This window comes from Kribbella sp. NBC_00889, assembly GCF_045207705.1.
Taxonomy (GTDB): domain Bacteria; phylum Actinomycetota; class Actinomycetes; order Propionibacteriales; family Kribbellaceae; genus Kribbella.
This window is the reverse complement of record NZ_CP108783.1, coordinates 7,613,030-7,634,012: the sequence shown is the minus strand read 5'-3', so window position 1 is coordinate 7,634,012 and position 20,983 is coordinate 7,613,030. Positions and strand designations below refer to the sequence as shown.

The 20,983-nt window shown below is 68.8% G+C and carries 20 protein-coding genes; 17 read left to right on the top strand and 3 right to left on the bottom strand.

Going from position 1 to position 20,983, the window contains the following annotated elements; genetic code table 11:
* Positions 1–130: 130 nt before the first annotated feature.
* Positions 131–889, top strand: coding sequence for an ABC transporter ATP-binding protein (locus tag OG817_RS37415; protein WP_396394426.1), 759 nt, complete (start codon positions 131–133; stop codon positions 887–889).
* Positions 874–2,697: a hypothetical protein gene (locus tag OG817_RS37410; RefSeq protein WP_406049673.1), complete on the top strand. Its 1,824-nt coding sequence runs from the start codon at positions 874–876 to the stop codon at positions 2,695–2,697. Before OG817_RS37415 ends, OG817_RS37410 begins: the two co-directional genes overlap by 16 nt.
* On the opposite strand, the gene OG817_RS37405 is transcribed toward OG817_RS37410, so the two are convergent.
* Entirely contained in the window at positions 2,677–2,820 is a 144-nt protein-coding gene (locus OG817_RS37405) for a hypothetical protein (protein ID WP_406049672.1), read from the bottom strand. The two genes, OG817_RS37410 and OG817_RS37405, sit on opposite strands and share 21 nt — an antisense overlap.
* 168 nt (positions 2,821–2,988) lie before the next feature.
* Here OG817_RS37405 and OG817_RS37400 point away from each other — a divergent pair, with 168 nt between their 5' ends.
* The 8 genes from OG817_RS37400 to OG817_RS37365 all read left to right on the top strand — a co-directional run bounded on the left by OG817_RS37400 (position 2,989) and on the right by OG817_RS37365 (position 9,944).
* Positions 2,989–3,786 carry a PrsW family intramembrane metalloprotease gene (locus tag OG817_RS37400; RefSeq protein ID WP_406049671.1) on the top strand — a complete coding sequence of 266 codons (798 nt, stop codon included), beginning with the start codon at positions 2,989–2,991 and terminating at the stop codon, positions 3,784–3,786.
* Between the two features lie 33 nt (positions 3,787–3,819).
* The gene (locus OG817_RS37395) at positions 3,820–4,446 is read left to right on the top strand and encodes a transcriptional regulator (RefSeq protein ID WP_406049670.1); all 627 of its coding nucleotides are present in this window, start codon (positions 3,820–3,822) and stop codon (positions 4,444–4,446) included.
* A complete protein-coding gene (locus OG817_RS37390) occupies positions 4,430–5,560 on the top strand; it encodes an aminotransferase class I/II-fold pyridoxal phosphate-dependent enzyme (protein ID WP_406049669.1) in 1,131 nt (376 codons plus the stop codon). The genes OG817_RS37395 and OG817_RS37390 overlap by 17 nt, the downstream gene beginning before the upstream one ends.
* Complete coding sequence (locus OG817_RS37385; protein WP_406049668.1) at positions 5,557–6,474, top strand: ornithine cyclodeaminase family protein; 918 nt, start codon at positions 5,557–5,559, stop codon at positions 6,472–6,474. The genes OG817_RS37390 and OG817_RS37385 overlap by 4 nt, the downstream gene beginning before the upstream one ends.
* A 354-nt stretch (positions 6,475–6,828) precedes the next feature.
* Complete coding sequence (locus tag OG817_RS37380) at positions 6,829–7,956, top strand: endonuclease (RefSeq protein ID WP_406049667.1); 1,128 nt, start codon at positions 6,829–6,831, stop codon at positions 7,954–7,956.
* A gap of 106 nt (positions 7,957–8,062) precedes the next feature.
* Positions 8,063–8,314, top strand: a complete 252-nt coding sequence (locus tag OG817_RS37375) for a type II toxin-antitoxin system Phd/YefM family antitoxin (RefSeq protein WP_396394417.1) — start codon at positions 8,063–8,065, stop codon at positions 8,312–8,314.
* 76 nt (positions 8,315–8,390) lie between these two features.
* Positions 8,391–9,218, top strand: coding sequence for a siderophore-interacting protein (locus tag OG817_RS37370; RefSeq protein WP_406049666.1), 828 nt, complete (start codon positions 8,391–8,393; stop codon positions 9,216–9,218).
* Between the two features lie 45 nt (positions 9,219–9,263).
* Positions 9,264–9,944 (top strand): class I SAM-dependent methyltransferase, encoded by a 681-nt coding sequence (locus tag OG817_RS37365; protein WP_406049664.1) that lies wholly within the window; start codon positions 9,264–9,266, stop codon positions 9,942–9,944.
* Here OG817_RS37365 and OG817_RS37360 read toward each other — a convergent pair.
* Positions 9,907–10,629: a hypothetical protein gene (locus tag OG817_RS37360; RefSeq protein ID WP_406057665.1), complete on the bottom strand. Its 723-nt coding sequence runs from the start codon at positions 10,627–10,629 to the stop codon at positions 9,907–9,909. The two genes, OG817_RS37365 and OG817_RS37360, sit on opposite strands and share 38 nt — an antisense overlap.
* Before the next feature lie 16 nt (positions 10,630–10,645).
* Between OG817_RS37360 and OG817_RS37355 the strand changes: the two genes are divergently transcribed.
* The 5 genes from OG817_RS37355 (at position 10,646) to OG817_RS37335 (ending at position 16,257) form a co-directional block, all read left to right on the top strand.
* On the top strand, positions 10,646–11,566 hold the full coding sequence (locus OG817_RS37355; RefSeq protein WP_406057600.1) for an aminoglycoside phosphotransferase family protein: 921 nt from the start codon (positions 10,646–10,648) through the stop codon (positions 11,564–11,566).
* A gap of 12 nt (positions 11,567–11,578) precedes the next feature.
* Complete coding sequence (locus OG817_RS37350; RefSeq protein WP_396394412.1) at positions 11,579–12,040, top strand: group II truncated hemoglobin; 462 nt, start codon at positions 11,579–11,581, stop codon at positions 12,038–12,040.
* A 235-nt stretch (positions 12,041–12,275) separates the two neighbouring features.
* A complete protein-coding gene (locus tag OG817_RS37345; protein ID WP_406049663.1) occupies positions 12,276–13,346 on the top strand; it encodes a glycine betaine/L-proline ABC transporter ATP-binding protein in 1,071 nt (356 codons plus the stop codon).
* Positions 13,346–15,301 carry an ABC transporter permease subunit gene (locus OG817_RS37340; protein ID WP_406049662.1) on the top strand — a complete coding sequence of 652 codons (1,956 nt, stop codon included), beginning with the start codon at positions 13,346–13,348 and terminating at the stop codon, positions 15,299–15,301. Before OG817_RS37345 ends, OG817_RS37340 begins: the two co-directional genes overlap by 1 nt.
* Positions 15,298–16,257, top strand: coding sequence for an ABC transporter substrate-binding protein (locus OG817_RS37335; RefSeq protein ID WP_396394408.1), 960 nt, complete (start codon positions 15,298–15,300; stop codon positions 16,255–16,257). Before OG817_RS37340 ends, OG817_RS37335 begins: the two co-directional genes overlap by 4 nt.
* Here the strand turns inward: OG817_RS37335 and OG817_RS37330 are convergent.
* On the bottom strand, positions 16,211–19,096 hold the full coding sequence (locus OG817_RS37330) for a BTAD domain-containing putative transcriptional regulator (RefSeq protein WP_406049660.1): 2,886 nt from the start codon (positions 19,094–19,096) through the stop codon (positions 16,211–16,213). The two genes, OG817_RS37335 and OG817_RS37330, sit on opposite strands and share 47 nt — an antisense overlap.
* A gap of 52 nt (positions 19,097–19,148) precedes the next feature.
* Between OG817_RS37330 and OG817_RS37325 the strand changes: the two genes are divergently transcribed.
* The gene (locus tag OG817_RS37325; protein WP_406049659.1) at positions 19,149–20,021 is read left to right on the top strand and encodes an NAD(P)-dependent oxidoreductase; all 873 of its coding nucleotides are present in this window, start codon (positions 19,149–19,151) and stop codon (positions 20,019–20,021) included.
* 106 nt (positions 20,022–20,127) lie between these two features.
* Entirely contained in the window at positions 20,128–20,724 is a 597-nt protein-coding gene (locus OG817_RS37320; protein ID WP_396394403.1) for a ParA family protein, read from the top strand.
* The last annotated feature ends 259 nt before the right edge of the window (positions 20,725–20,983 follow it).

The following is a 20,983-nucleotide window of genomic DNA, read 5'->3' as shown; positions in this document are numbered from 1 at the left end:
CGACCGTTCGTCGGATGGCGTAGGCCGTGCGGGGGAGGACGCGGGTCGGTCGGGGAGTTGACGACCTGGCCCCTCGTGTGGTGACAGAGTTTGACTCTTGAGGGGTGTGAGCTGGAAGGAAACTGGCGGTATGGAGAGTGCGGCGTTCGAGTTGGTCGGGCTGACCAAGGTGTTCGGCGAGGAGCGGGCGGTCGACGGGCTGAGTCTGTCGGTGCCGACCGGGTCGTTCTTCGGGATGCTCGGGCCGAACGGGGCCGGGAAGACGACCTCGCTGTCGATGGCGGTCGGACTGCTGCGGCCGGACGAGGGTACGGCGCGGATCTTCGGGGTGGACGTGTGGGCCGAGCCGACCAAGGCGAAGGCGCTCGTCGGGGTGCTGCCGGACGGGCTCGGGATGCCGGAGCGGCTGACCGGGCGTGAGGTGCTGACGTACCTGGGCCTGCTGCGCGGTCTGCGCGAGGACGAGGTCCGGAGGCGTACGACGGAACTCCTCGAGGTGTTCGAGCTCGATCACGAGGACGAGAAGCAGGTGATCGGCTACTCGACCGGGATGCGGAAGAAGCTCGGGCTGGCCGTCGCGCTGCTGCACGCACCCCGGCTGCTGGTGCTCGACGAACCGTTCGAGGCGGTCGACCCGGTGTCGGCGGCGACCATCCGGACCATCCTGAACAGGTTCATCGCCGGCGGCGGCTCGGTGGTGATGTCGAGTCACGTGATGGCGCTGGTCGAGCAGCTGTGCGACCGGGTGGCGGTCGTCGCGGACGGCAAGGTTGTTGCCTCGGGCACCGTTTCCGAGGTGCAGGCCGGTGGCAGCCTGGAGGATGCGTTCGTGTCGCTGGTCGGTGCGTCGACCCGGGGTGCGGAGGGCCTGTCGTGGCTCTCGGCCTGACCTACACCACCTCGCACACGCTGGTCCGGATGCGGCTGTCCTCGTTCCGGCATGCGCTCAAGGACCAGAACCGGGTCTCCTGGATCGGCACCGGTGCGTTCTGCGGCCTGGTGCTCGCCGGTGGCACGATCTGGGTCGCGGCCCGCGGCGACAACGACGGACTGGTCGTCGCGCTCGGGATCTGGATGCTCGGTTGGGTGGTCGGGCCGCTGTTCGCCGGTGGCGGTGACGAGACGCTCAAGCCGGAGTACTTCAGCATGCTGCCGCTGTCGCCGCGCACTCTGTCGACCGGACTGCTGGTCGCCGCGGTCGCCGGTGTCGCGCCGGTGATCAGCCTGGTGGCCCTGCTGAGTCTGGTCGTCGCCGGTGCGCAGCTGAGCGTCGCAGCAGCACTCATCGCCTTGCCGGCCCTTGTACTGCAGCTGTTCTGCTTCATCCTTGCGTCTCGGCTCGCTGTCGCTGTGTACGGCGTACTGCTGCAGGTGCGATCGGGTGCCGTACTCGCCGCGGTGGTCAACGCGTTCATCCTGGCGTTCGCGGCCCAGGGCTGGGCGCTGATCGTCGCGTACGTGTCCACCGATGTGCAGGGCACCGTGGCCACTGCTGCGCGCATCGCACCGTCGGGCTGGGGTCTGGCCGCGGTCGAGGCCGCCGGCCGTGGCGACTGGCTCGAAGTGCTGCTGCCGCTGGCCGGCCTGGTCCTGCTCGCCGCTGTGATGCTGATCGCCTGGTCCGCACTCCTGGTACGCCGTACCACCGCCAGCCACAGCAGCCACAAAGTACGGCGACCACTGTCCGCCACCGGACCGAGCAGTGCGGCTGCAGCGAAGGAGATCCGCTCGTGGACGCGGGACCTGCTCTACGGTCACAAGGCCGTCTTCGCGGTCAGCTACGGACTCTTCTTCTGCCTGATGCCGCTCGCGCTCAAGGCGACCTACATGCTGCCCTGGGCCGGTCCGGCGGCCGTCATCATGGCTGGTGCGATGGCCTCCAACCTGTACGGCGCGGACGGTACGGCGCTCTGGACGACGCTGATGACGCCCGGATCGGCCGGACCCGATGTGCGGGCACGCCAGCGCGCGTTCCTGCTCGTCTTCGGACCGCTCACCGTCCTGATCACCATGCTCTTCACCTGGTGGGCAGGCGACGCCGGTGCCTGGCCGCTCGTGCTCAGCGTGATGCCGGCGCTTCTGGGTGGCGCGGCCGGTCTGATCGTGGCCTGCTCGGTGTGGGCCGCCGTACCGACGACCGACGCGCACAAGCGGTCCGGGAACCCGCTCAACTCGGGTGAGAACGAGGGCGAGACCGTGGGCCTCGTCTACGTGATGCTCGTCCTGGTGTCCGTGACCGCGGCACCCGCACTGGTCGTCGCGCTGTACTGGTCGTGGTGGGGCGTCCCGATCGGGATCCTGTCCGGCGTACTGGCGTGGTGGTACCTGGGCCGGCTCGCCATCACGCGGCTCGAACAGCGCGGACCCGAACTGCTGACCCTGCTCAGGCATGGCCGAACCGTCGAGGAGGCCAAGAAGAAGGCGCAGCTCGAGGCTCTCCCCCGCTGGAAGCGGACAACGGCCGGCTTCTGTCTCGGCTTCGGCGCCATCCCGTTGTTCCCGCAGGCGCTCGTACCCGCGATCTTCCTGCTGACCAACAACCAGGACACCAAGTCCTGGTTCCTCGCGCTCTACGTGCCGAGCCCGTGGCAGTGGCTGGTGATCGCGGGAATGGCCGCGCTCGGCCTCGGGATGTACGCGTTCGGCGGGCTTATCTACTACAACGCGCGAAAGGCGTCACCGGCGGAGGCGGGGTAGCCCTGGCTTGGGAGTCCCCCGGTGGCGGGCGTTGGTGACGCTTCGGGCGCCCAGGAGCATCCACAGGGCGAGGACGGCCGCGGCTACCAGGCCGGCGATTCCGGCGTAGTCGGTCAGACTCATGCAGTGATCCGTGGTTGGGACATGATCGGATTCTCCTTCGAGAGGTTGGGGGCAGGACCACCTCTTCTTCCGACAGAGTTTGCAATCAGGTCACGGGGATCCGGCCTGTCCATCACTGCCGTTCCTGCGACATGGCGCAACCACGCCAGCCCCGGCACCATCGGAGGCATGACCGCACAGCAGTTGGTGCGTAAGTGGGCTTGGATCGGCACCTTGCTGGTCGGCGCTGCGCTGTACGTTCTGGTGCTCGCCGTCTTCACCGACACCGGGAACCCGAATCTGTTCCCGACGCTGATCCTGCTCGGGGCCCTCGTCGTACCGCTGACGTTCGTGACGTTCGCGGCCGGCCGGTCCGGGCGCTGGCTGATCGACGGCCCGACACTCGGTGGCTCGCTGCTGTTCGGTGGCGTGGTCGGGGTGGTCGTCGCCGGCCTGCTCGAGTACGACGCGATGCGGCGGCTCGGGACCTTGCCGATGCTCGGGGTCGGGCTGATCGAGGAGGCGGCGAAACTCGTCGTGCCGACCATCCTGGTGGTGTTCTTCGGGCATCGCTACCGGACGTCGCTCGGGACGGGAATCGTCATCGGCGTTGCGGTCGGCACCGGCTTCGCCGTGCTGGAGACGATGGGGTACGCCTTTGTCGCACTGCTGCAGTCCGACGGGAACGTCGGGGCCGCCGAGCGGACTCTGTTCATCCGCGGCCTGCTCTCCCCGGCCGGTCACGCCGCCTGGACCGGCCTGGCCTGCTGGGGACTCTGGCGGTTCGTGATCGTGCCGAGCGGCAAGCACTTCGGCGGATTCCTCGGCATGTACGCGCTGGCCGTCGCCCTGCACACCACCTGGGACGGGATCGGCGGCTGGGTCACCTACATCATCGTCGGCGTGATCTCGATCGGTCTGCTGCTGTACGGCCTGAAGCGGGCGCAGCGGATGGACCAGGCGCGCGTTCCGGTTCCCGCCGGCTAGACAGATTGTCCATGGTGGACCTATTGTCCACACGTGAAGCCGGATCAACTCGCACCGATCGGTGACGCCCTGGCGCGGCTGCTGTCGCCGCACGCGGAGGTCGTGCTGCACGACGCCGGGACCGACGAGGTCGCCGGCATCTGGAACCCGCTGTCCGGCCGCGAGCCCGGCGAACCCTCGCTGCTCGGTGAGCTGGCCGAGCTGACCGCGACCGGCGAAGGCGTCTACGGCCCGTACCCGAAGACGCTGCCCGACGGCCGCCGGCTGTCGAGCGTCAGTGCCGTGATTCGCGACGAGGACGGCAAACCGGCGTACGTCCTGTGCGTCAACGTCGACCGGACGGCCTTCGAGGACGCGAGTCGGCTGCTGGCGGCCTTCGCGGCGCCGGTGGCCGGCCAGCCGCGGGTGCTGTTCGAGCACGACTGGTCCGAGACGCTCAACGAGATCGTCGCCGCGTACGTCCGCGAGCGTGGCGTGACGGCCGACCGATTGAGCCGCGCGGACAGGTACGAGCTGCTCGGTCAGCTGGACGCCGCCGGCGTGCTGAGTCAGCGGCGATCGGTTCCGGCCGTTGCTCGCGCCCTGCGGATCTCCCGTTCCGCGCTCTATCAACTTCTCGCCGAGGCCCGGAAGGAACCCGCCGATGCCGACCCTGCCTGACTTCCGGTTGGAGACCTACTTCGCGCAGTGGGAGTTCAGTGCGCGGTACCACCTGACGGCCTCGGACGCGCAGACGTTGTCGCTGGCCGAGCTGCTCGCGCTGGCCGACGACGACGGCCGGGAGCGGTGGGAGTCGCTGGCCCTCGGCTACACCGAGACGCGCGGACTGCCTGCGCTCCGGGAGGAGATCGCCGCGACGTACGAGCATTCCGAAGCGGACGACGTACTGTGCTTCGCCGGGGCCGAGGAGGCGCTCTACCTGGCGATGCGAGCGCTGCTCGAGCCAACAGATCACGCGGTCGTGCTGACCCCGAACTACCAGGCGGCCGAGACCGTCCCGCTGTCGGTGTGTGAGGTCAGCGGTGTCGCGCTGCGGCCCGAGGACGGCTGGGCGCTCGACGTCGACGCGATCGAGCGTGCACTCCGGCCGAACACCCGGATGGTGTCGGTGAACTTCCCGAACAACCCGACCGGGGCGGTCCCGTCCCTCGACAGCTGGTACCGATTGGTGCGGCTGTGCGAAGAGCGTGGGATCACGCTGTTCAGCGACGAGGTGTACCGGGGGCTGGAACTCTCCGCACCATCGTTGCCGCAAGCAACAGATCTGTCCGGTACGGCGCTCTCGCTGAACGTGATGTCCAAGGCGTACGGGCTACCCGGCCTGCGGGTCGGCTGGATCGCCTGCCGGGATCGGAGCGTGCTGGACAAGCTCGATCGCGCCAAGCACTACACCACGATCTGCAACTCCGCCCCGAGCGAGGTGCTCGCACTGATCGCACTGCGGGCCCGCGAGCAAGTGCTCGGCCGCAACCGCGGCATCGTCGCGGAGAACCTGCCGGTGTTCACCGAGTTCTTCGCGCGCTGTCCCGAGCTATTCGAGTTCGCCGCGCCGGACGGCGGCTGTGTCTGCTTCCCGCGCTACCTCGGTGCGGACGGTGTCGAGGCCATGTGCACTGAGCTCGTCGAGCAGGCCGGCGTACTGCTGCTGCCGTCGAGCATCTACAGCTCGGCGCTGACCGAGACCCCGACCGACCGCTTCCGGGTCGGCATCGGGCGGAGTGATCCCGGCGAGGCCTTGGCCGTGTGGGGCGACTGGTTGGAGAAGCGCGGATGACGTTGCCTGTGATCGGTCTGGCGGAGATCACGCGGGTCACCACGCCGGAGCTTGTGTTCGGCGCGGTTCGCGATGCGTTGATCGCCCACGCCGAGGGTCGTACGTCGGTCCCGGCGCCGATGGTGCTGGACTTCCCGGAGCACGCCGGCGATTGCCACGTGAAGGCCGGCTACGTCGACGGTTCGCCGTACTTCGTGGTGAAGATCGCCAGCACCTTCGCCTCGGTCAACAACGGGCTGATGCTCGTCGTCGACGCGACGAACGGCGCTCCCGCCGCGGTGCTCGCCGACGAAGGCCTGCTGACCGCGTGGCGTACGGCGGCCGCCGGAGCGCTGATCACCGACGCGATGACACCAGCCGACGTGGATGAGGTCGCCGTCCTCGGAACCGGCGAGCAGGCGCGGATGCAGGTGCGGTGGTTGTGCGAGCTGCGGCCGCTGCGCCGGGTCAAGGTGTGGGGGCGTCGCCCCGAGGCTGTCGATGCACTCTGCGCGGCCTTCGCCGAGGACGGCCTGGACGCGCGGCCCGACGCCCTGGATGGCGCGGCCTGCGTGATCGCGACGACCGCTGCGCGGGAGCCGTTGCCGGCCGAGGCGTTCCGGTCCGCGGTGCACGTGACCGGGATCGGGACCGACATGCCCGGGAAGGGTGAGTTGCCGGTCGAGGTGTTCGCGGGCGCGCTGATCGCCACCGACGACCACGAGCAGTGCCTCGATCATGGTGACTTCGGGAACGCCGTACGGGCCGGTTTCGTGGGCAACGACGTCGACCTGGCGGTCGGCGCCGTACTGCGGGACGGCGTGGACCGGAGCCGCCGGTCGGTGGCCGATCTGACCGGGATCGGTGCGGCCGACGCCGCGGTGGCGAGCGCCGTACTGGCCAAGGTGACTGCCGGGTCAGTTTCCCGTCAGTAGGGTGAGACGGCCGCGCTGAGGCATGGACAATGCGTGCCGGACTGAGTACGGTCCGTAACGGCGTCCGTACCACGCCACCGCAGGAGGGCCGCTCGTCTGGGGCTGTGCCCTCCTCCTGTGCGGTGAGGTGCTGCCCGCCAGTAGCGCCTCACTGGTGGATGGGCAGAGCGGCCCGTGGCGGTTCGTCGCGGCCTGATGGGGGCCCATACACCCAGGTGGGGCGGTTGAGCGTCACTCACATGCTCACCGCCCCACCGACTCAATTCATCTACGGTTTCACCGCCGGACGTTCGGTGACCCGATCCGGTGGGCAGACTGAGGGCGACCGGACCCCAACCGCCCCTGGGAGTTGCCGTGCCCATTCCACGCGCACTTCGTCCCGCCCTGGTCGTCTCCGTTGTGCTCGCCCTGCTCGGCTTCGGCATCACGCCGTCGACGGCGGCGACCACCGCGACGATCTCCGTCAGTACGGCGATCGGCCGGCAGGACGGATCCACCGCGACGGTCGAGGGGTACGTGGTCGGTCAGCCGACCGCGACCAGCACCGTTGTCCGGAGCAACTTCCCGAACGACTTCGCACTGGCGCTGGCGGACTCGGCCTCGCAGACCAGTACGTCGGCGATGGTGTACGTCCAGATCCCCTCCGCGTTCAGGGCGTCGTACGGACTGCAGAGCAACCCCGGGCGGATGGGTCAGAAGATCACCGTCACCGGGACGCTGTCGGCCTACTTCTCGCACCCGGGCCTGAAGAACGCGACCGCGTTCGGCGGCGGATCGGGCGATCCCGGGCCGGATCCGGGTGACTACTACGCCGGCGCGGAGGGCAAGACCGGTCCCGCACTGAAGGCCGCGCTCCACACGATCATCTCGAGCCAGACCAAGCTCACCTACGACCAGGTCTGGAACGCGCTGAAGGACACCGACCAGGACCCGGCGAACACCAGCAACGTGATCGAGATCTACTCCGGCCGCTCGATCAGCAAGACCACCAACGGCGGCGACCCGGACGACTGGAACCGCGAGCATGTCTGGGCCAAGTCCCACGGCGACTTCGGTACGGCGACCGGACCCGGCACCGACATCCACCACCTGCGGCCCGAGGACGTGTCGGTGAACGGGGTCCGCGGCAACCTCGACTTCGACAACGGCGGCTCGGCCGTCGCCCAGTGCTCCGGCTGCACCGCGGACTCCGACTCGTTCGCCCCGCGTCCCGCCGTTCGCGGTGATGTCGCCCGGATGATCTTCTACATGGCAGTCCGGTACGACGGCGGCGACGGCTTCGCCGACCTCGAGCCGAACGACTCCGTCGGCAACGGCACCGCGCCGTACATCGGCAAGCTCTCCGTCCTCAAGGCCTGGGCCGCCGCCGACCCGCCCGACGCCTTCGAGAAGCGCCGCAACGAGGTCATCTACACCACCTACCAACACAACCGGAACCCCTTCATCGACCACCCCGAATGGATCCCCTCCATCTGGCCGTAAACCCATCTGCCCCACGATCTGCCCTTCGCGTCGGCCGCATGGTGCTCCACCCTGGTGGAGACACGCAACGTGGCTGTCGAAGGTGAAACTGGCGATAGGAGGTCTGATGGACATCGGGATCCGGGAGCTTCGCGACGGCCTGAGCCACCATCTGATGGAGGTGCGCGAAGGACGGACGATCACCATCACGGACCACGGCAAGCCGATCGCCCGCCTCGTGCCGGTCGACGGCCCGGCCAGGCTGCAGCAACTGGTGGCCGAGGGCAAAGTGCGGCCGCCGCTCCAGAGGAAACGTCCGCCGATACCCACCAAGGCTGACGGCATCGTCAGCGACCTGATCCCGGACCAGCGCCGGTGATCTGCCGCGGCGGGTGGTGTTGGTGGGTTAGGGTTAGTTAGGTAGGCCTAACTTCCGCCGAGAGGACCGTGGTCGTGTGACCAGCCCAGCACCCCGTCGCAACCGCGTGTGCAAGCGCGCGACCGTTCGCCGTACCGAGCAGCTCACTCCGCACATGATCCGGGTCGTGTTCAGCTCCGAGGACTTTGCCGACAACGGCTTCACCGACCACTACGTGAAGCTGCTGTTCGGCCAGCCCGGGGTCGAGTACCCGGAGCCGCTGGACATGGGTGTGGTCCGGGAGACGTACCCGCGCGAGCAATGGCCGACGATGCGGACCTACACCGTGCGCAGTTGGGACGAGGACGCGAAGGAACTCGCGATCGACTTCGTGTACCACGGCGACGAAGGCATCGCCGGACCGTGGGCCGCGGCGGCCAAGCCGGGTGACGTGCTGTGGTTCAACGGTCCGGGTGGCGCCTACGCGCCGGACGAGGCGGCGGACTGGCACCTGTTGGTTGGCGACGAGAGCGCGCTGCCGGCGATCGGTGCCGCGGTCGAGCAGTTGCCGCCGGGTGCGCGGGCGACCGTCCTGGTCGAGGTCGGCGACGAGACCGAGGAGCAGAAGCTCAGCGGCTCCGGCGAGGTCGACGTGACCTGGTTCCACCGCGCGGGCAGCTCGGATGGTCGTGGCGACGGGCTGGTCGCCGCGGTCGAGGCGCTCGACTTCCCGGCCGGCGACGTCCAGGTGTTCGTGCACGGTGAGGCCGGCTTCGTGTTCCGGATCCGCAAGAACCTCTTCCAGGAGCGCGGCCTGCCGCGCGAGCGGGTCTCGCTGTCCGGCTACTGGCGGCTGGGCAAGAACGAGGACGGCTGGCAGGCGGAGAAGGCCGAGACCGCGCGCAAGGAGCGCGAGGGTTCCTAACGGCGGCAGGCGAACCAGGTCGGCTCGGGCGGCATCGTACGAAGCATGGATGACCCAGCCTCGTTCGATCGTTTCGCGGCCGAGTACGACCGGTTCGTCAGCCTGCAGCCCGGGCAGAACGTCGAGTGGGTGCTCGGCCTCGGGCTCCGTGGCAAGCGCGCGCTGGACGCGGGCTGCGGTTCCGGCCATGCGGCCGAGCGGCTGGCCGCGCAGTACGACGAGGTTCTCGGCGTGGATCTGAGCGAGCCGATGATCGAGCTGGCCCGGAGGACGCGGTCCCGGCCGAACCTCGAGTACCGCACGGCCGACGTGTTCACGATCGACGACAACGGCTTCGACCTGGTCTACAGCCACACGATGATGCACCACCTGTCCGACTACCGGGCCGGCCTCGAGCACCTCAAGAGCCTGGTCCGGCCGGGTGGCACGGTTGCGGTCGTCGACAACGTCTGCGATCCGTATCCGACGCCGCCCCGGTACATGTATGTGCTCGGTGCCTGGCTGGGGTTTCCGCGGGAGATCCGCCGGCTCGGGCTGCGGGATGCGTGGTTCGAGTTCCGGTTCTGGCACAGCAAGCCGTGGCTCGATCACCTGGCGAGCGACCGCTACCTGTCCCGTGCCCAGTTCCGCGAGGTCTACGACGACGTGTTCCCTGGAGCGCAGTACGACGACCTCGGGTTCGCGTTGGCTATGCGATGGACCTGCGCCGGTCCAGGAGTTCGATAAGGGTCGGCGCCTGGTTGCTCGGCAGAACCCAGTCGTCGCCGGAGGCCTGCAGGATGATCGCCGGCCCCTCGGTCGCGACCGGCGGGTGAGGAATCGCGATCGGGAACTTGAGCCGCTCGGCACCACTCAGCGACACCTCGAAGGTCCCGGTGATCGAGGCCAACGGATACGACCGCGACTGCTCCTCGGATCGCGGGAACGGGTGGCCCTGGATCGTCACCGAGTCCGCGCCCAGCAGTACCGCGGCCAGCGGCATCCCGCGCAACCGGAACACCAGTTCGTACGGCGTCTCCGCCAGTTCAGGTACGACGGGGACCAGCAGCGCACGATCGGCGGCGCGGGCCAACGCGAGACCCACGACCAGTCCGACGATGAGCGCCGGCAACGCCAGGAGCGCGGGCCACCAGACGCCGAGCACCAGCGGATAGAGCGTCGCGAACAATCCGGCGATCCCACCGAACAGTCCCCCGACGCCGGCCCACCAGCGCGGCATGTACCGATGCCGTCGCCAGAGGATCCAGCCGAGCACCAGCATCCCGGCCGGCACGACGCAACCGATCCAGGTCGCGGCCGGTCCTTGCGTGCTGATCCACGCCACGATCCCCAGCAACACCAGCGGGATCCCCAGATACGTCACTGCCACCACGCGCTGCGCTCGCCGGTGCCGGCGTTCCACCTCGGTCACGGGAAAACCCAAGCACATCCCGGCCGAACCACCTACTGTGCCGAGGGTGATCGAGATTCCCGCGAAGCTGATCAGGAACCACAGCGAGCGGTCGGCCGAATGGCTGGAGAGCCTGCCCGGCACGGCCGCGACGTACCTCGACCGGTGGCAGTTGTCCGTCACGGGCGAGCCGCTGAGCGGTGAGGCGTCGCTGATTCTTCCGGTCGTCCGGCGGGACGGCAATGAGGCGATGCTCAAGCTCCAGTCGGTCAACGACGAGAGCGAGGGCGAGGCGCTCGCCCTGCGCACCTGGAACCACGACGACGTCGTCGAGGTGCTCGAGGACGACCCGGCGACGTCGACCCTGCTGCTCGAACGGCTCGAACCCCGCACTCTCGACGACCTGCCCGACCACGTCGAGGCGACTCGCATCCTGGCCGGGCTTCTGGTCAGGCTGAGCGCCGTACAGGCGCCGCCCGGGATACGGCGTCTCGCGGACATCGCCGGCGCCATGGTCGAGGACGCGCCCGGCCTGATCCCCCGGCTGGCCGATCCGGCCGAGCGACGGCTGGTACGGCGTTTTGCCGCGCAGGTGACCGAGCTGCTGCCGAACTCCGGTGATCGGCTGCTGCACTGGGATCTGCACTACTACAACGTGATGGCCTCGCAGCGGCAGCCGTGGCTGGTGATCGATCCCAAGCCACTGGCCGGTGATCCCGGCTTCGAGGTCTTCCCGGTGTTGTGGAACCGGTGGGACGACCTGGTCGCGACCGGCGACCTGCCGCAGGCGATCCGGGATCGGTTCGACCTGATGCTCGAGATCACCGGGATCGATCGGGGCCGCGCGCTCGGCTGGACGGCCGGCCGCATCCTGCAGCAGGTGCTGTGGTTCACCGAGGACGGCGCGACCCGGATGGAGGCCGAGCTGGCCGCTGTCGCCGCTGCCCTGTACTCGTGATTACATCATTACATGACGACGACTCCGACGCTGTACGAGTGGGCCGGTGGGCATGAGGCGCTGCTGCGCCTGACCCAGGTGTTCTACGACAAGGTGCTGAGCGACCCGGTCCTCGCGCCGGTGTTCGCGCACATGAGCGACAAGCACCGCGAGCATGTGGCGATCTGGCTGGGCGAGGTCTTCCGCGGCCACAGCCGGTACACCGATGAGCTCGGCGGCTACCCGGCGATGCTGGGTCACCACCTCGGCCTGGCGCTCACCGAAGAGCAGCGTTCGCGCTGGGCTGCGCTGATCGCGCAGAGCGCCGACCCGGCCGGGCTCCCGGACGACCCGGAGTTCCGCTCGGCTTTCGTCGCCTACATCGAGTGGGGCACGAGGATCGCCCTGTCCAACTCGCAGCCCGGCGCCACCCCACCTCCCGAGGCGCCGGTCCCCCACTGGGGCTGGGGTGAAGCACCGCCGTACCAGCCGTAGGCAGCGTTGTCCGTCAGGTCCGCCGGCCCCACGTCTGGCGGACGTGACGGACGACGAGCAGGACGACGGCCGCGAGCGCAGCGATGCCTGCGACGATCCCGATGACCACGGACACAGCGACGGCGGGGGCCGTTCGCTGACGTCGCAGACACCCGCGCCCGCGCTGTGGGACTGTGGGTTGGATACAGTCGCGGTTCACGACGAATCCGCGCGGCGGGGATGCGAGGGTGAACCAGTGACCGCTCAGCTCGAGTATCCCGGGGTGCAGGACGACAACGCGCTGCTGTCGATCCACGGCCTGTGGAAGGTGTTCGGCCCGAAGGCGCAACGCGTCCCCCGCCGGCCGGAGCTCGCCTCGCTCGACCGCGCCGCGCTGTACGCCCAGACCGGATGTACGGCGGCCGTCCGCGACCTCAGCTTCGACGTGGCACCCGGCGAGGTGTTCGTGGTGATGGGCCTGTCCGGTTCGGGCAAGTCCACGCTGGTCCGGTGTCTCACGCGCTTGATCGAACCGACCGCGGGCAGCCTGATCTTCGAGGGCGAGGACCTCCGCGCGGCCGACGAGAAGCGGCTGCGCGCCCTGCGGCGGAGCAAGTTCTCGATGGTGTTCCAGCACTTCGGGCTGCTGCCGCACCGCAAGGTCATCGACAACGTCTCGTACGGCCTGGAGATCCGCGGCGAGAGCAAGCCGGACCGGCGTCGCCGCGCCCAGGAGGTCATCGACCTGGTCGGACTGGCCGGCAACGAGAACCTCTACCCCGAGCAGTTGTCCGGCGGCATGCAGCAGCGCGTCGGCCTGGCGCGTGCGCTCGCCAACGACCCCGACGTGCTGCTCTTCGACGAACCGTTCTCCGCGCTCGACCCGCTGATCCGTCGCGAGATGCAGACCGAGGTCGTGCGCCTGCATCGCGAGGTCGGCAAGACGATGGTGTTCATCACCCACGATCTGTCCGAGGCGCTCAAGCTGGGTGACCGGATCCTGCTGATGCGTGACGGCGCGGCGGTGCAGTTCGGGACCGGCGACGAACTGGTCGGTGCTCCGGCCGACGACTACGTTCGCGAGTTCGTGCGGGACGTTCAGCGGGCCGACGTACTGACGCTGCGGTGGATCGTCCGTGAACCGCGCCCGGGGGAGCCGCTGGACGGACCGGAGCTCGGCCCGGACGTGCTGGTCCGGGAGGCGACCCGGCTGGTGCTGGAGTCGGACCGCCCGGTCAAGGTCGTCTCCAACGGCACGCTGCTCGGTGTGATCGGTGACGAGGAGATCCTCGCCGTCGTAGCGCCGCCCCACAAAAAGCCAGCCTGATGGCCTCCATCACCGGCTCGGTCGAGTTCGAGGTACGACGGCCGCGCCGCAGCGTGATCGTCGGGATCCTGCTCGTCGTCTGGGTCGCGGCGTACTTCCTGCTCCGCGGGATCGACACGCTCGTTCTCGGTGGGCAGGAGACGACCGCGTTCCACCGCTGGCTGACCGATCACCGCGACGACGTCGGCCAGGGCAACGCTGTCTTCGACGCGATCCGGGTCGGGGTCGACCACTTCGTCGTACTGCTCCAGAACGTCCTGTCCCAACCGTCGTACGGGCGTCCGGTCCCGGTGATCGGCTGGCTCGGTGTGGTCGCGGTGGCGGCGTACCTGGCCTGGGCGTTCGGGACCTGGAAGGTCGCGCTGCTGACCGCGGCCGGGCTCGGGTTCGTCGGGTTGCAAGGGCTGTGGCAGGAGAGCATGGACACGCTCTCGTTGACCATCGCGGCCGTGCTGTTGTCCTTGCTCGTCGCGATCCCGCTCGGCATCTGGGCCGGTCTGTCGAATCGTGCGTTCCGGGTCGCGACGCTGGTGCTCGACCTGATGCAGACGCTGCCGACGTTCGTGTACTTGGCGCCGCTCACACTGTTCTTCGCGATCGGGCCGGCCGCCGCCACCATCGCGACCGTGATCTACGCCGCGCCGCCGGCCGTCCGGCTGACCGCGCACGCGATCCGCTCGGTCCCGCTGGAGAGTGTCGAGGCCGCCCGTTCGCTTGGATCCACTCGCGGCCAGACGCTGACCAAGGTGCTCTTGCCGATGTCGCGCAGCACTGTTGTGGTCGGCATCAACCAGACGATCATGGCCGCGTTGTCGATGGTGACGGTCGCTGCGCTGATCGACGCGCCAGGTCTCGGGCAGACCGTGCTGACGGCCCTGCAGACGCTCGACGTCGGCGTCGCGTTCAACGCGGGCCTGGCGATCGTGGTCATCGCGATCGTCCTCGACCGCGTCACCACCGCGGCCGGCGACCGGCCGTGGCGTACGGCGAGCGTCCGCCGGAAGGTCCTGCTCGGCGCGGGCGCGGTCGGAGTGCTGGTCGCGGTCTGGTTCTCCCGGACCTACGTGTGGGCGGCCGAGTTCCCGGACACGGTGAACATCGGCTCGCGGATCGCCGTGATCGCCACCGACGTGACGGACTGGGTGCAGGATACCTTCGGCGGTTTCACGTACGGCGTCCGTGACGCGGTGACCAACGGTCTGCTGAACCCGCTCGAGGCCCTGCTGACCGGATCGCCGTGGTGGCTCGTCGCCACGGTCGTCGTGGCGCTGGCCGCTGTACTCGGGAGCTGGCGGGGTGCGGTGCCGGCGGCGGTGTGCTCGGGATTGCTGGTGGTCACCGGGTTGTGGCACGACAGCATGATCACGCTGGCTTCGACGTTGCTCGCGACCGTCGTGGTCGTCGCCGTCGGGCTTGCGCTCGGAGTATGGGCCGGGCGCAAGCATCGGGTCGACACCTGGATCCGGCCGGTCCTGGACGCCGGGCAGACGATGCCGCCGTTCGTGTACCTGGTGCCGTTCCTGGCGCTCTTCGGCACCAGCCGGTTCACCGCGATCGCGGCCGCCGTCGTGTACGCCGTACCGGTCACCACCAAGATCGTTGCTGACGGCATCAAGGCGGTGCCGGTGGCAACGGTGGAGGCGGCGAACTCGGTCGGCTCCAGCAGTTGGCAGGTGATCAGCAAGGTGCAGGTGCCAGTGGCCCGCAGAGCCATCACACTGGCGGTCAACCAGGGCCTGATCTACGTGCTCGCGATGGTGGTGGTCGGCGGCCTGGTCGGCGCCGGTGCCCTCGGGTACGACGTCGCCGCCGGCTTCGCGCAGAGCGAGCTGTATGGCAAGGGTCTGGCCGCCGGGCTGGCGATCGTGCTGCTCGGGGTCCTGCTCGACCGCATCACCCAGGCGGCCGCGCGGACCCGGAAGTTCAACGGAACAGTTAGAGGAGACAAGCTGTGAAGAAGCTCCGGTACGCCGGTGTCCTGACGGCCGCGGCACTCGCGCTCGCCGGATGCGGCGGGGAGAAGGTCGGTGCGGACGAACCGGCCGCGAGCGGTGGAAAGGACTGCGGCACGTTCAACCTGGCCGTCAGCCCCTGGGTCGGGTACGAGGCGAACGCGGCCGTGGTCGGGTACGTGGCCAGCAAGGATCTCGGCTGCACAGTGGTGAAGAAGAACCTCAAGGAGGAGATCTCCTGGCAGGGCTTCGGCACCGGCGAGGTCGACGCGGTGCTGGAGAACTGGGGCCACGAGGACCTGAAGAAGAAGTACGTCGAGGACCAGAAGGTCGCGGTCGAGGCGGGTTCGACCGGGGTCAAAGGCGTGATCGGGTGGTATGTGCCGCCGTGGATGGCCGAGAAGTACCCGGACATCACCGACTGGAAGAACCTGAACAAGTACGCCGCCCAGTTCAAGACGTCGGAGTCCGGTGGCAAGGGCCAGCTGCTCGACGGCGACCCGTCGTACGTGACGAACGACGAGGCGCTGGTGAAGAACCTGTCGCTGAACTACAAGGTCGTGCAGAGCGGCAGCGAGACCGCGCTGATCCAGGCGTTCCGGGACGCGGAGAAGAACAAGAAGCCGCTGCTGGCGTACTTCTACGAACCGCAATGGTTCTTCAACGAGCTCAAGCTGGTGAAGATCGACCTGCCGCCGTACAAGTCCGGCTGCGATGTCGACCCGGCGAAGGTTGCCTGCGACTACCCGCCCTACGACCTGGACAAGGTGGTCTCGAAGAAGTTCGCCGACTCGGGCAGCCCGGCGTACGACCTGGTCAAGAACTTCCAGTGGACCAACGAGGACCAGAACGCCGTGGCCCGGATGATCGCCGTCGACAAGATGACGCCGGACGCGGCCGCCGAGAAGTGGATCAAGGACAACCAGTCGAAGGTCGACGCCTGGCTGGGCAAGAAGTAGCCCGGCGGCTGATCCGGTCGACGTCGAAGCGTTCACCGGGTGGGAGCGGTACACCCACCGAGCGGCGCAGTGCATCCGCCTCGTCGAGCAGTTCGAGGGCGCGGCCGGGATCCCCGGCCGCGCCCGCCAGGCCCTCGAGAGCCAAGGCGATCGCCCGCTCGTCACCGACCTGGACGGCGGCCTCGTAGCTCTGCTGGTGCAGGGCTTGTGCCTTGGTGAACTCCCCGCGTTGTTCGGCGACGAAGCCGAGCTGGGCGCGGATGAACGCGATGCCGGGTGTGCCGCCGACCCGCTCGAGCCAACCGAGCCACTTGGTGAAGTGCGTCTCGGCCTGCTCGAGCCGGCCCTGCCATCGCGCGGACAGCCCGAGTCCGACCTCGGCGTATTCCTCGGCGGACTTGTTGGACTGCTCGATCGCCAGCCGCCGGGCCCGCTCGTGCAGCTCGTCGGCTCGGTCGTAGTCGCCGGTGAGCAGCGCGATCCGGCCCAACCCGGCGGTCCGGAACGACACCTCGGTCCACAGGCCGAGATCCTCCGCCCGCCGGATCGCATCGTCGAGATACCTCGCCGCGGTCGGGTAGTCCCCACTGATCTCTGCGGCCACGATCAGCGAGTACGTCGCCTGCAGCCGTCCCCAGTCGTCGCCCAACTCGTCGAAGAGCTCCAGGCTGCGTCGGCTGTCGCGCACCATGTCGTCCACACCGGCGTGCACGATGTTCAGCTGCGCCCGGGTGCTGAGCGCCGCGGCCAACCCCCACCTCTCGCCGTGTTGTGCGAAGGTCGCGATCGCCCGGTCGATGCGTTCGCGGAGGAGGGTCCGGTCGCCGTACGCCCACTGTGTCGTGGTCAGAAACCACAGTGCCCGCGCCTGCCCGAGTCCCTCCTCCGGGTAGAGCGTCAGCGCCTCCTCACTCGCTGCTGTGAGGTTGGTGCCCTTGGCATCGGTCGCCGTCATGCCGACGTACCAGACCGTGGCAGCCGCACGGTCTGCCGAATCCTGCCCGGGTACGTCGAGAGCTGCGGCGATCGAGCGGCGTGCCTCGCCCAGACGGCCGCGGAGGTACCAGTACCAGGCGAGGGCGTTGACGAGCTTCAGGTTCGGAACCGCGTCGAGTGCGGCTCGGAAGTTGGCGGACTCCTGGTCGAGGCGGCGCAACCACGCCTGTTGCTCCGGCCCGCGAAGCTCGGCCCTCTGCGCGAGCGAGAGGTAGTACTCCGCGTGCTGCCGCCGGGTCGCCGCCTCCTCGCCGGCTTCGGTCAGTCGCTCGAGACTGTAGTGCGCCACCGACTCCAGCAGCCGGTAGCGGCCGGCGGCCGCCACGACGAGTGATTTGTCGACAAGGCTCAGGACGGTCTGCTCCGGCAGGCGACTGACCGCGGTCGCCGCCTCCAGCGAGAAGGTGCCCGCGTGCACGGCCAGCCGGCGGAGCATCGTGCGCTCCTCCTCGTCCAGCAGGTCCCAGCTCCAGTCGATCGTTGCTCGCAGCGTCCGCTGCCGCTCCGGTACGCCGCGACCACCTGACAGGACCCGGAAGCGGTCGCTCAGCCGGTCCGCCAGACCTTGCACTCCGAGCGCCCGTACCCGGGTCGCCGCCAACTCGAGTGCGAGCGGGATCCCGTCGAGCCGCTGACAGATCGCCTCGACGTCCTCGCTGACCCCTGCGCGCGCTTGGAAGAGCTCGATCGCCGCCGCGAGATCCAGCGGTGGTACGTCGAGCGCCCGTTCACCGGCGAGACCCAGTGGCTCCCGGCTCGTCGCCAGTACGCGCAGCCCCGGGGCTGCCTCGAGCAAGCGTCGTACGAGGTCTGCGAGGTCCAGATGCTCGCAGTTATCCAGGATCAACAGGAGCTGCCGAGTACTGAGTGAGTCGACCAGACGCGGGAGGAGGTCGGTCGACTCGTCCCGGATCTCCAGCACAGTGGCAAGTGCCTCCAGTACGTCGTCCTGCCGCTGGGATGCGAGTTCGACCAGGCGTACGTCGCCCTGGTGGTCGCGGCCGAGTTCCAGCGCCAGACGGGTCTTGCCGACGCCGCCCGGACCTACCAGCGTGAGTAGGCGGTTGGCCGCCAGCAAGTGCTGCGCCTCTGTGAGTGCCTCGTCCCGGCCGATGAGGTCGTTGAGCGGCGCCGGCAGTGCTGCGGAACTCCGCAGCACAGGGTCGTGCCGGAGGATCGCCTGATGCAGCTCCGTCAGCTCCGGACCAGGGTCGGCACCGAGCTCTTCGGCCAGCGTCTCCTGCAGCTCGGCGTACGAGCGCAAGGCCTCGTCCTGCCGTCCGGCGCGGTAGAGGGCCCGCAGGTGTACGGCGCGCAGCCGCTCGTGGAGGGGATGTCGCCGGATCAGTTCGGTCGTCTCGGGCAGCACATCCTCACCCCGGTCGGCCAGATCCTCGATCGCGGTGAGGCGGATCTCCTCGAGCCGGTCCCGAGCGGCCCGGGCGAACTCGTGGTCCGGGACATCGGCGTACGCGGTGCCGTGCCAGAGAACGAGCGCCTCGCGCATCCGGCCGGCCGCGACCAACTCCTCGAACATGTTGCTGTCGACAACCTCCGCGGCGAGCGTGTAGCCGGCTGGTCCGTGGATGACGAGCCTGCGACCGCCGGGCTCGGCCCGGTCGAGCGCCGTACGGAGTTGGGAGATCCTCGCTTGCAGGGTGCCGGTCGCGTTGCGCGGCGGGTGGTCTCCCCAGAGGTCGTCGATCAGGCGGTCCGCGCTGACCGGGCGGCCCTGGTTCACCAGCAGGTCGAGAAGCAGCGTGCGGACCTTGGTGTCGAGGACCGTGACCGGGTCACCGGCGTCTGTCCGCACCACCAGCGGACCGAGTACCCCGAAGAACACCTGGCCACAGTAGCCGTAGCGAACCCGTAGCGAGCCTTCGCAGGATCGGGCCATGAGTTCTCGAGAAGCAGTCACAGTGATCGGCCTCGGTGCGATGGGATCGAGCATGGCCGAGGTCTTCCTGGCCGCTGGTCACCCCACCACCGTGTGGAACCGGACGCCGGGCAAGGCGGCCGGGCTGGCGGCCACCGAGGCGGCGACCGCCGCCGACGCGGTCGCCGCGAGCACCGTGGTCGTCGTCAGTCAGGTCGACTACCCGGCGATGGAGGAGTCGCTGGCCTCCGCGGACTTGTCCGGGCGGGTCGTGGTCAACCTCAGCTCCGACAGCCCGGACCGGTTGCGTGCGGGAAGCCGGTGGGCGGCCGAACGTGGTGCCACCCTGATCACCGGCGGCATCATGGTGCCGCCGCCGGGCATCGGCAAGCCCGGCGCGTACGCCTTCTACGCCGGTCCGCACGACGTACTGGAGACACATCAGCGGACGTTGTCGGCGCTCGGCCGCGTCGACTATGTGGGTACCGACCCAGGTCTGGCAATGCTCTACTACCAGGCGATGCTCAATGTCTTCTGGACCACGCTGGTGAGCTACTTCCACTCGGCCGCCCTGGTCGGGACCGCGGGGATCAAGGCCGAGGACCTGCGCCCGTACGTCGCGACGATGCTCACCGATCTCACCGAAGACGGGCCGATGGGCTTTCTCCAGCTGCTGACCGCGGCCGTCGACGCAGGTGTCTACCCCGGCGGCCAGAACAACCTGCAGATGCAGGCGGTCGGCAGTGAGCACGTGGTCGAGGCCTTCGAACAAGCCGGTCTGGACACCGGACTGCCACGCGCACTGGCCACCCTGTTCGCCCGCGCCGTAGCAGCCGGCCACAGCGCCGACGGCCTGGCCTCGCTGGTCGAGATGGTCCGCATTCGCGGCTGAAGGACACTTGAGCTTGTTCACACGGGCTGGGGGCAACTATCACGATGTGGGCGAGCAACGCCGACGACACGCCGGAAATCGGACAGGACCGGGTAAGTTCACTCTCATGATCATCGTGACAGCTGCACTGAAGGGCGGGGTCGGAAAGACAACCACGTCGGTGTACTTGGCCGCGCTGGCATCTTCCAACCGTCGCACAGCGACCCTGGTCGACGCCGATCCACAAGGCAGTGCCGCCGACTGGGTCGACTCCTCCGAGGACGACCATCTGAACAGGATCGAGATCGCGGAGGCGCCGACCGAGCGGCTGCTGAACAAGGCACTCGACAAAGTGCCGCCCGAAGGCATCGGCATCGTGGACATGCCGCCGTCGCACGAGCGGCTGCTGAACAAGGCACTCGAGCGAGCCCGGATCGTGGTCATCCCGACCCGGATCGGCGGGGTGGAGACGCCCCGCGTCAAGGCGGTCCTGGAACTGGTTCCGGACGGCGTCCCGTCAGGCCTGGTGATCTGCTCGGCCCGGACGTACACCCGGAGCTATCAGGAAGCGATGCAGCAGTACGCCGAGGAAGGCATCCCGGTCTGGGGCACGATCCCGGAGCGCGTGTCGATCACGGCCGGCCCCAGCGGTCCGCTCGCCGCCGACGGCCTGGAGTCCTACAAGAAGGTCTGGCGCAAAATCCTGGCCGCGGCCAGGACCTGAGCCGTTTCGACCCACCCGCCCACCCCCGGCACGCACGGCACCGCACTGCCCCGCCCCCGCCCTGCCGGTGCGGACAATCGCGCCCGAGCCCCGAGGGTGCATTTGAGGGACATCCCCTCAAATGCACCCTTCTCCCCCCGCAGTACGACGAGAGCAGCGACAACGGCAGGGGTTCTCCCTTCGAGTGAGGCCTTCTCTGTTCATATGACGGGGGAGAAGGCACAACTCGAGGGATATCCGGGGCTTCTGTTGATGTGTG

Excerpts from the sequence above, each read along its gene's own strand:
- OG817_RS37350 (WP_396394412.1), top strand. The coding sequence starts at position 11,579 with ATGACGACGACTCCGACGCTGTACGAGTGGGCCGGTGGGCATGAGGCG.
- OG817_RS37415 (WP_396394426.1), top strand. The coding sequence starts at position 131 with ATGGAGAGTGCGGCGTTCGAGTTGGTCGGGCTGACCAAGGTGTTCGGC.
- OG817_RS37385 (WP_406049668.1), top strand. The coding sequence starts at position 5,557 with ATGACGTTGCCTGTGATCGGTCTGGCGGAGATCACGCGGGTCACCACG.
- OG817_RS37375 (WP_396394417.1), top strand. The coding sequence starts at position 8,063 with ATGGACATCGGGATCCGGGAGCTTCGCGACGGCCTGAGCCACCATCTG.
- OG817_RS37400 (WP_406049671.1), top strand. The coding sequence starts at position 2,989 with ATGACCGCACAGCAGTTGGTGCGTAAGTGGGCTTGGATCGGCACCTTG.
- OG817_RS37340 (WP_406049662.1), top strand. The coding sequence starts at position 13,346 with ATGGCCTCCATCACCGGCTCGGTCGAGTTCGAGGTACGACGGCCGCGC.
- OG817_RS37365 (WP_406049664.1), top strand. The coding sequence starts at position 9,264 with ATGGATGACCCAGCCTCGTTCGATCGTTTCGCGGCCGAGTACGACCGG.
- OG817_RS37320 (WP_396394403.1), top strand. The coding sequence starts at position 20,128 with ATGATCATCGTGACAGCTGCACTGAAGGGCGGGGTCGGAAAGACAACC.
- OG817_RS37405 (WP_406049672.1), bottom strand. The coding sequence starts at position 2,820 with ATGAGTCTGACCGACTACGCCGGAATCGCCGGCCTGGTAGCCGCGGCC.
- OG817_RS37390 (WP_406049669.1), top strand. The coding sequence starts at position 4,430 with ATGCCGACCCTGCCTGACTTCCGGTTGGAGACCTACTTCGCGCAGTGG.
- OG817_RS37325 (WP_406049659.1), top strand. The coding sequence starts at position 19,149 with ATGAGTTCTCGAGAAGCAGTCACAGTGATCGGCCTCGGTGCGATGGGA.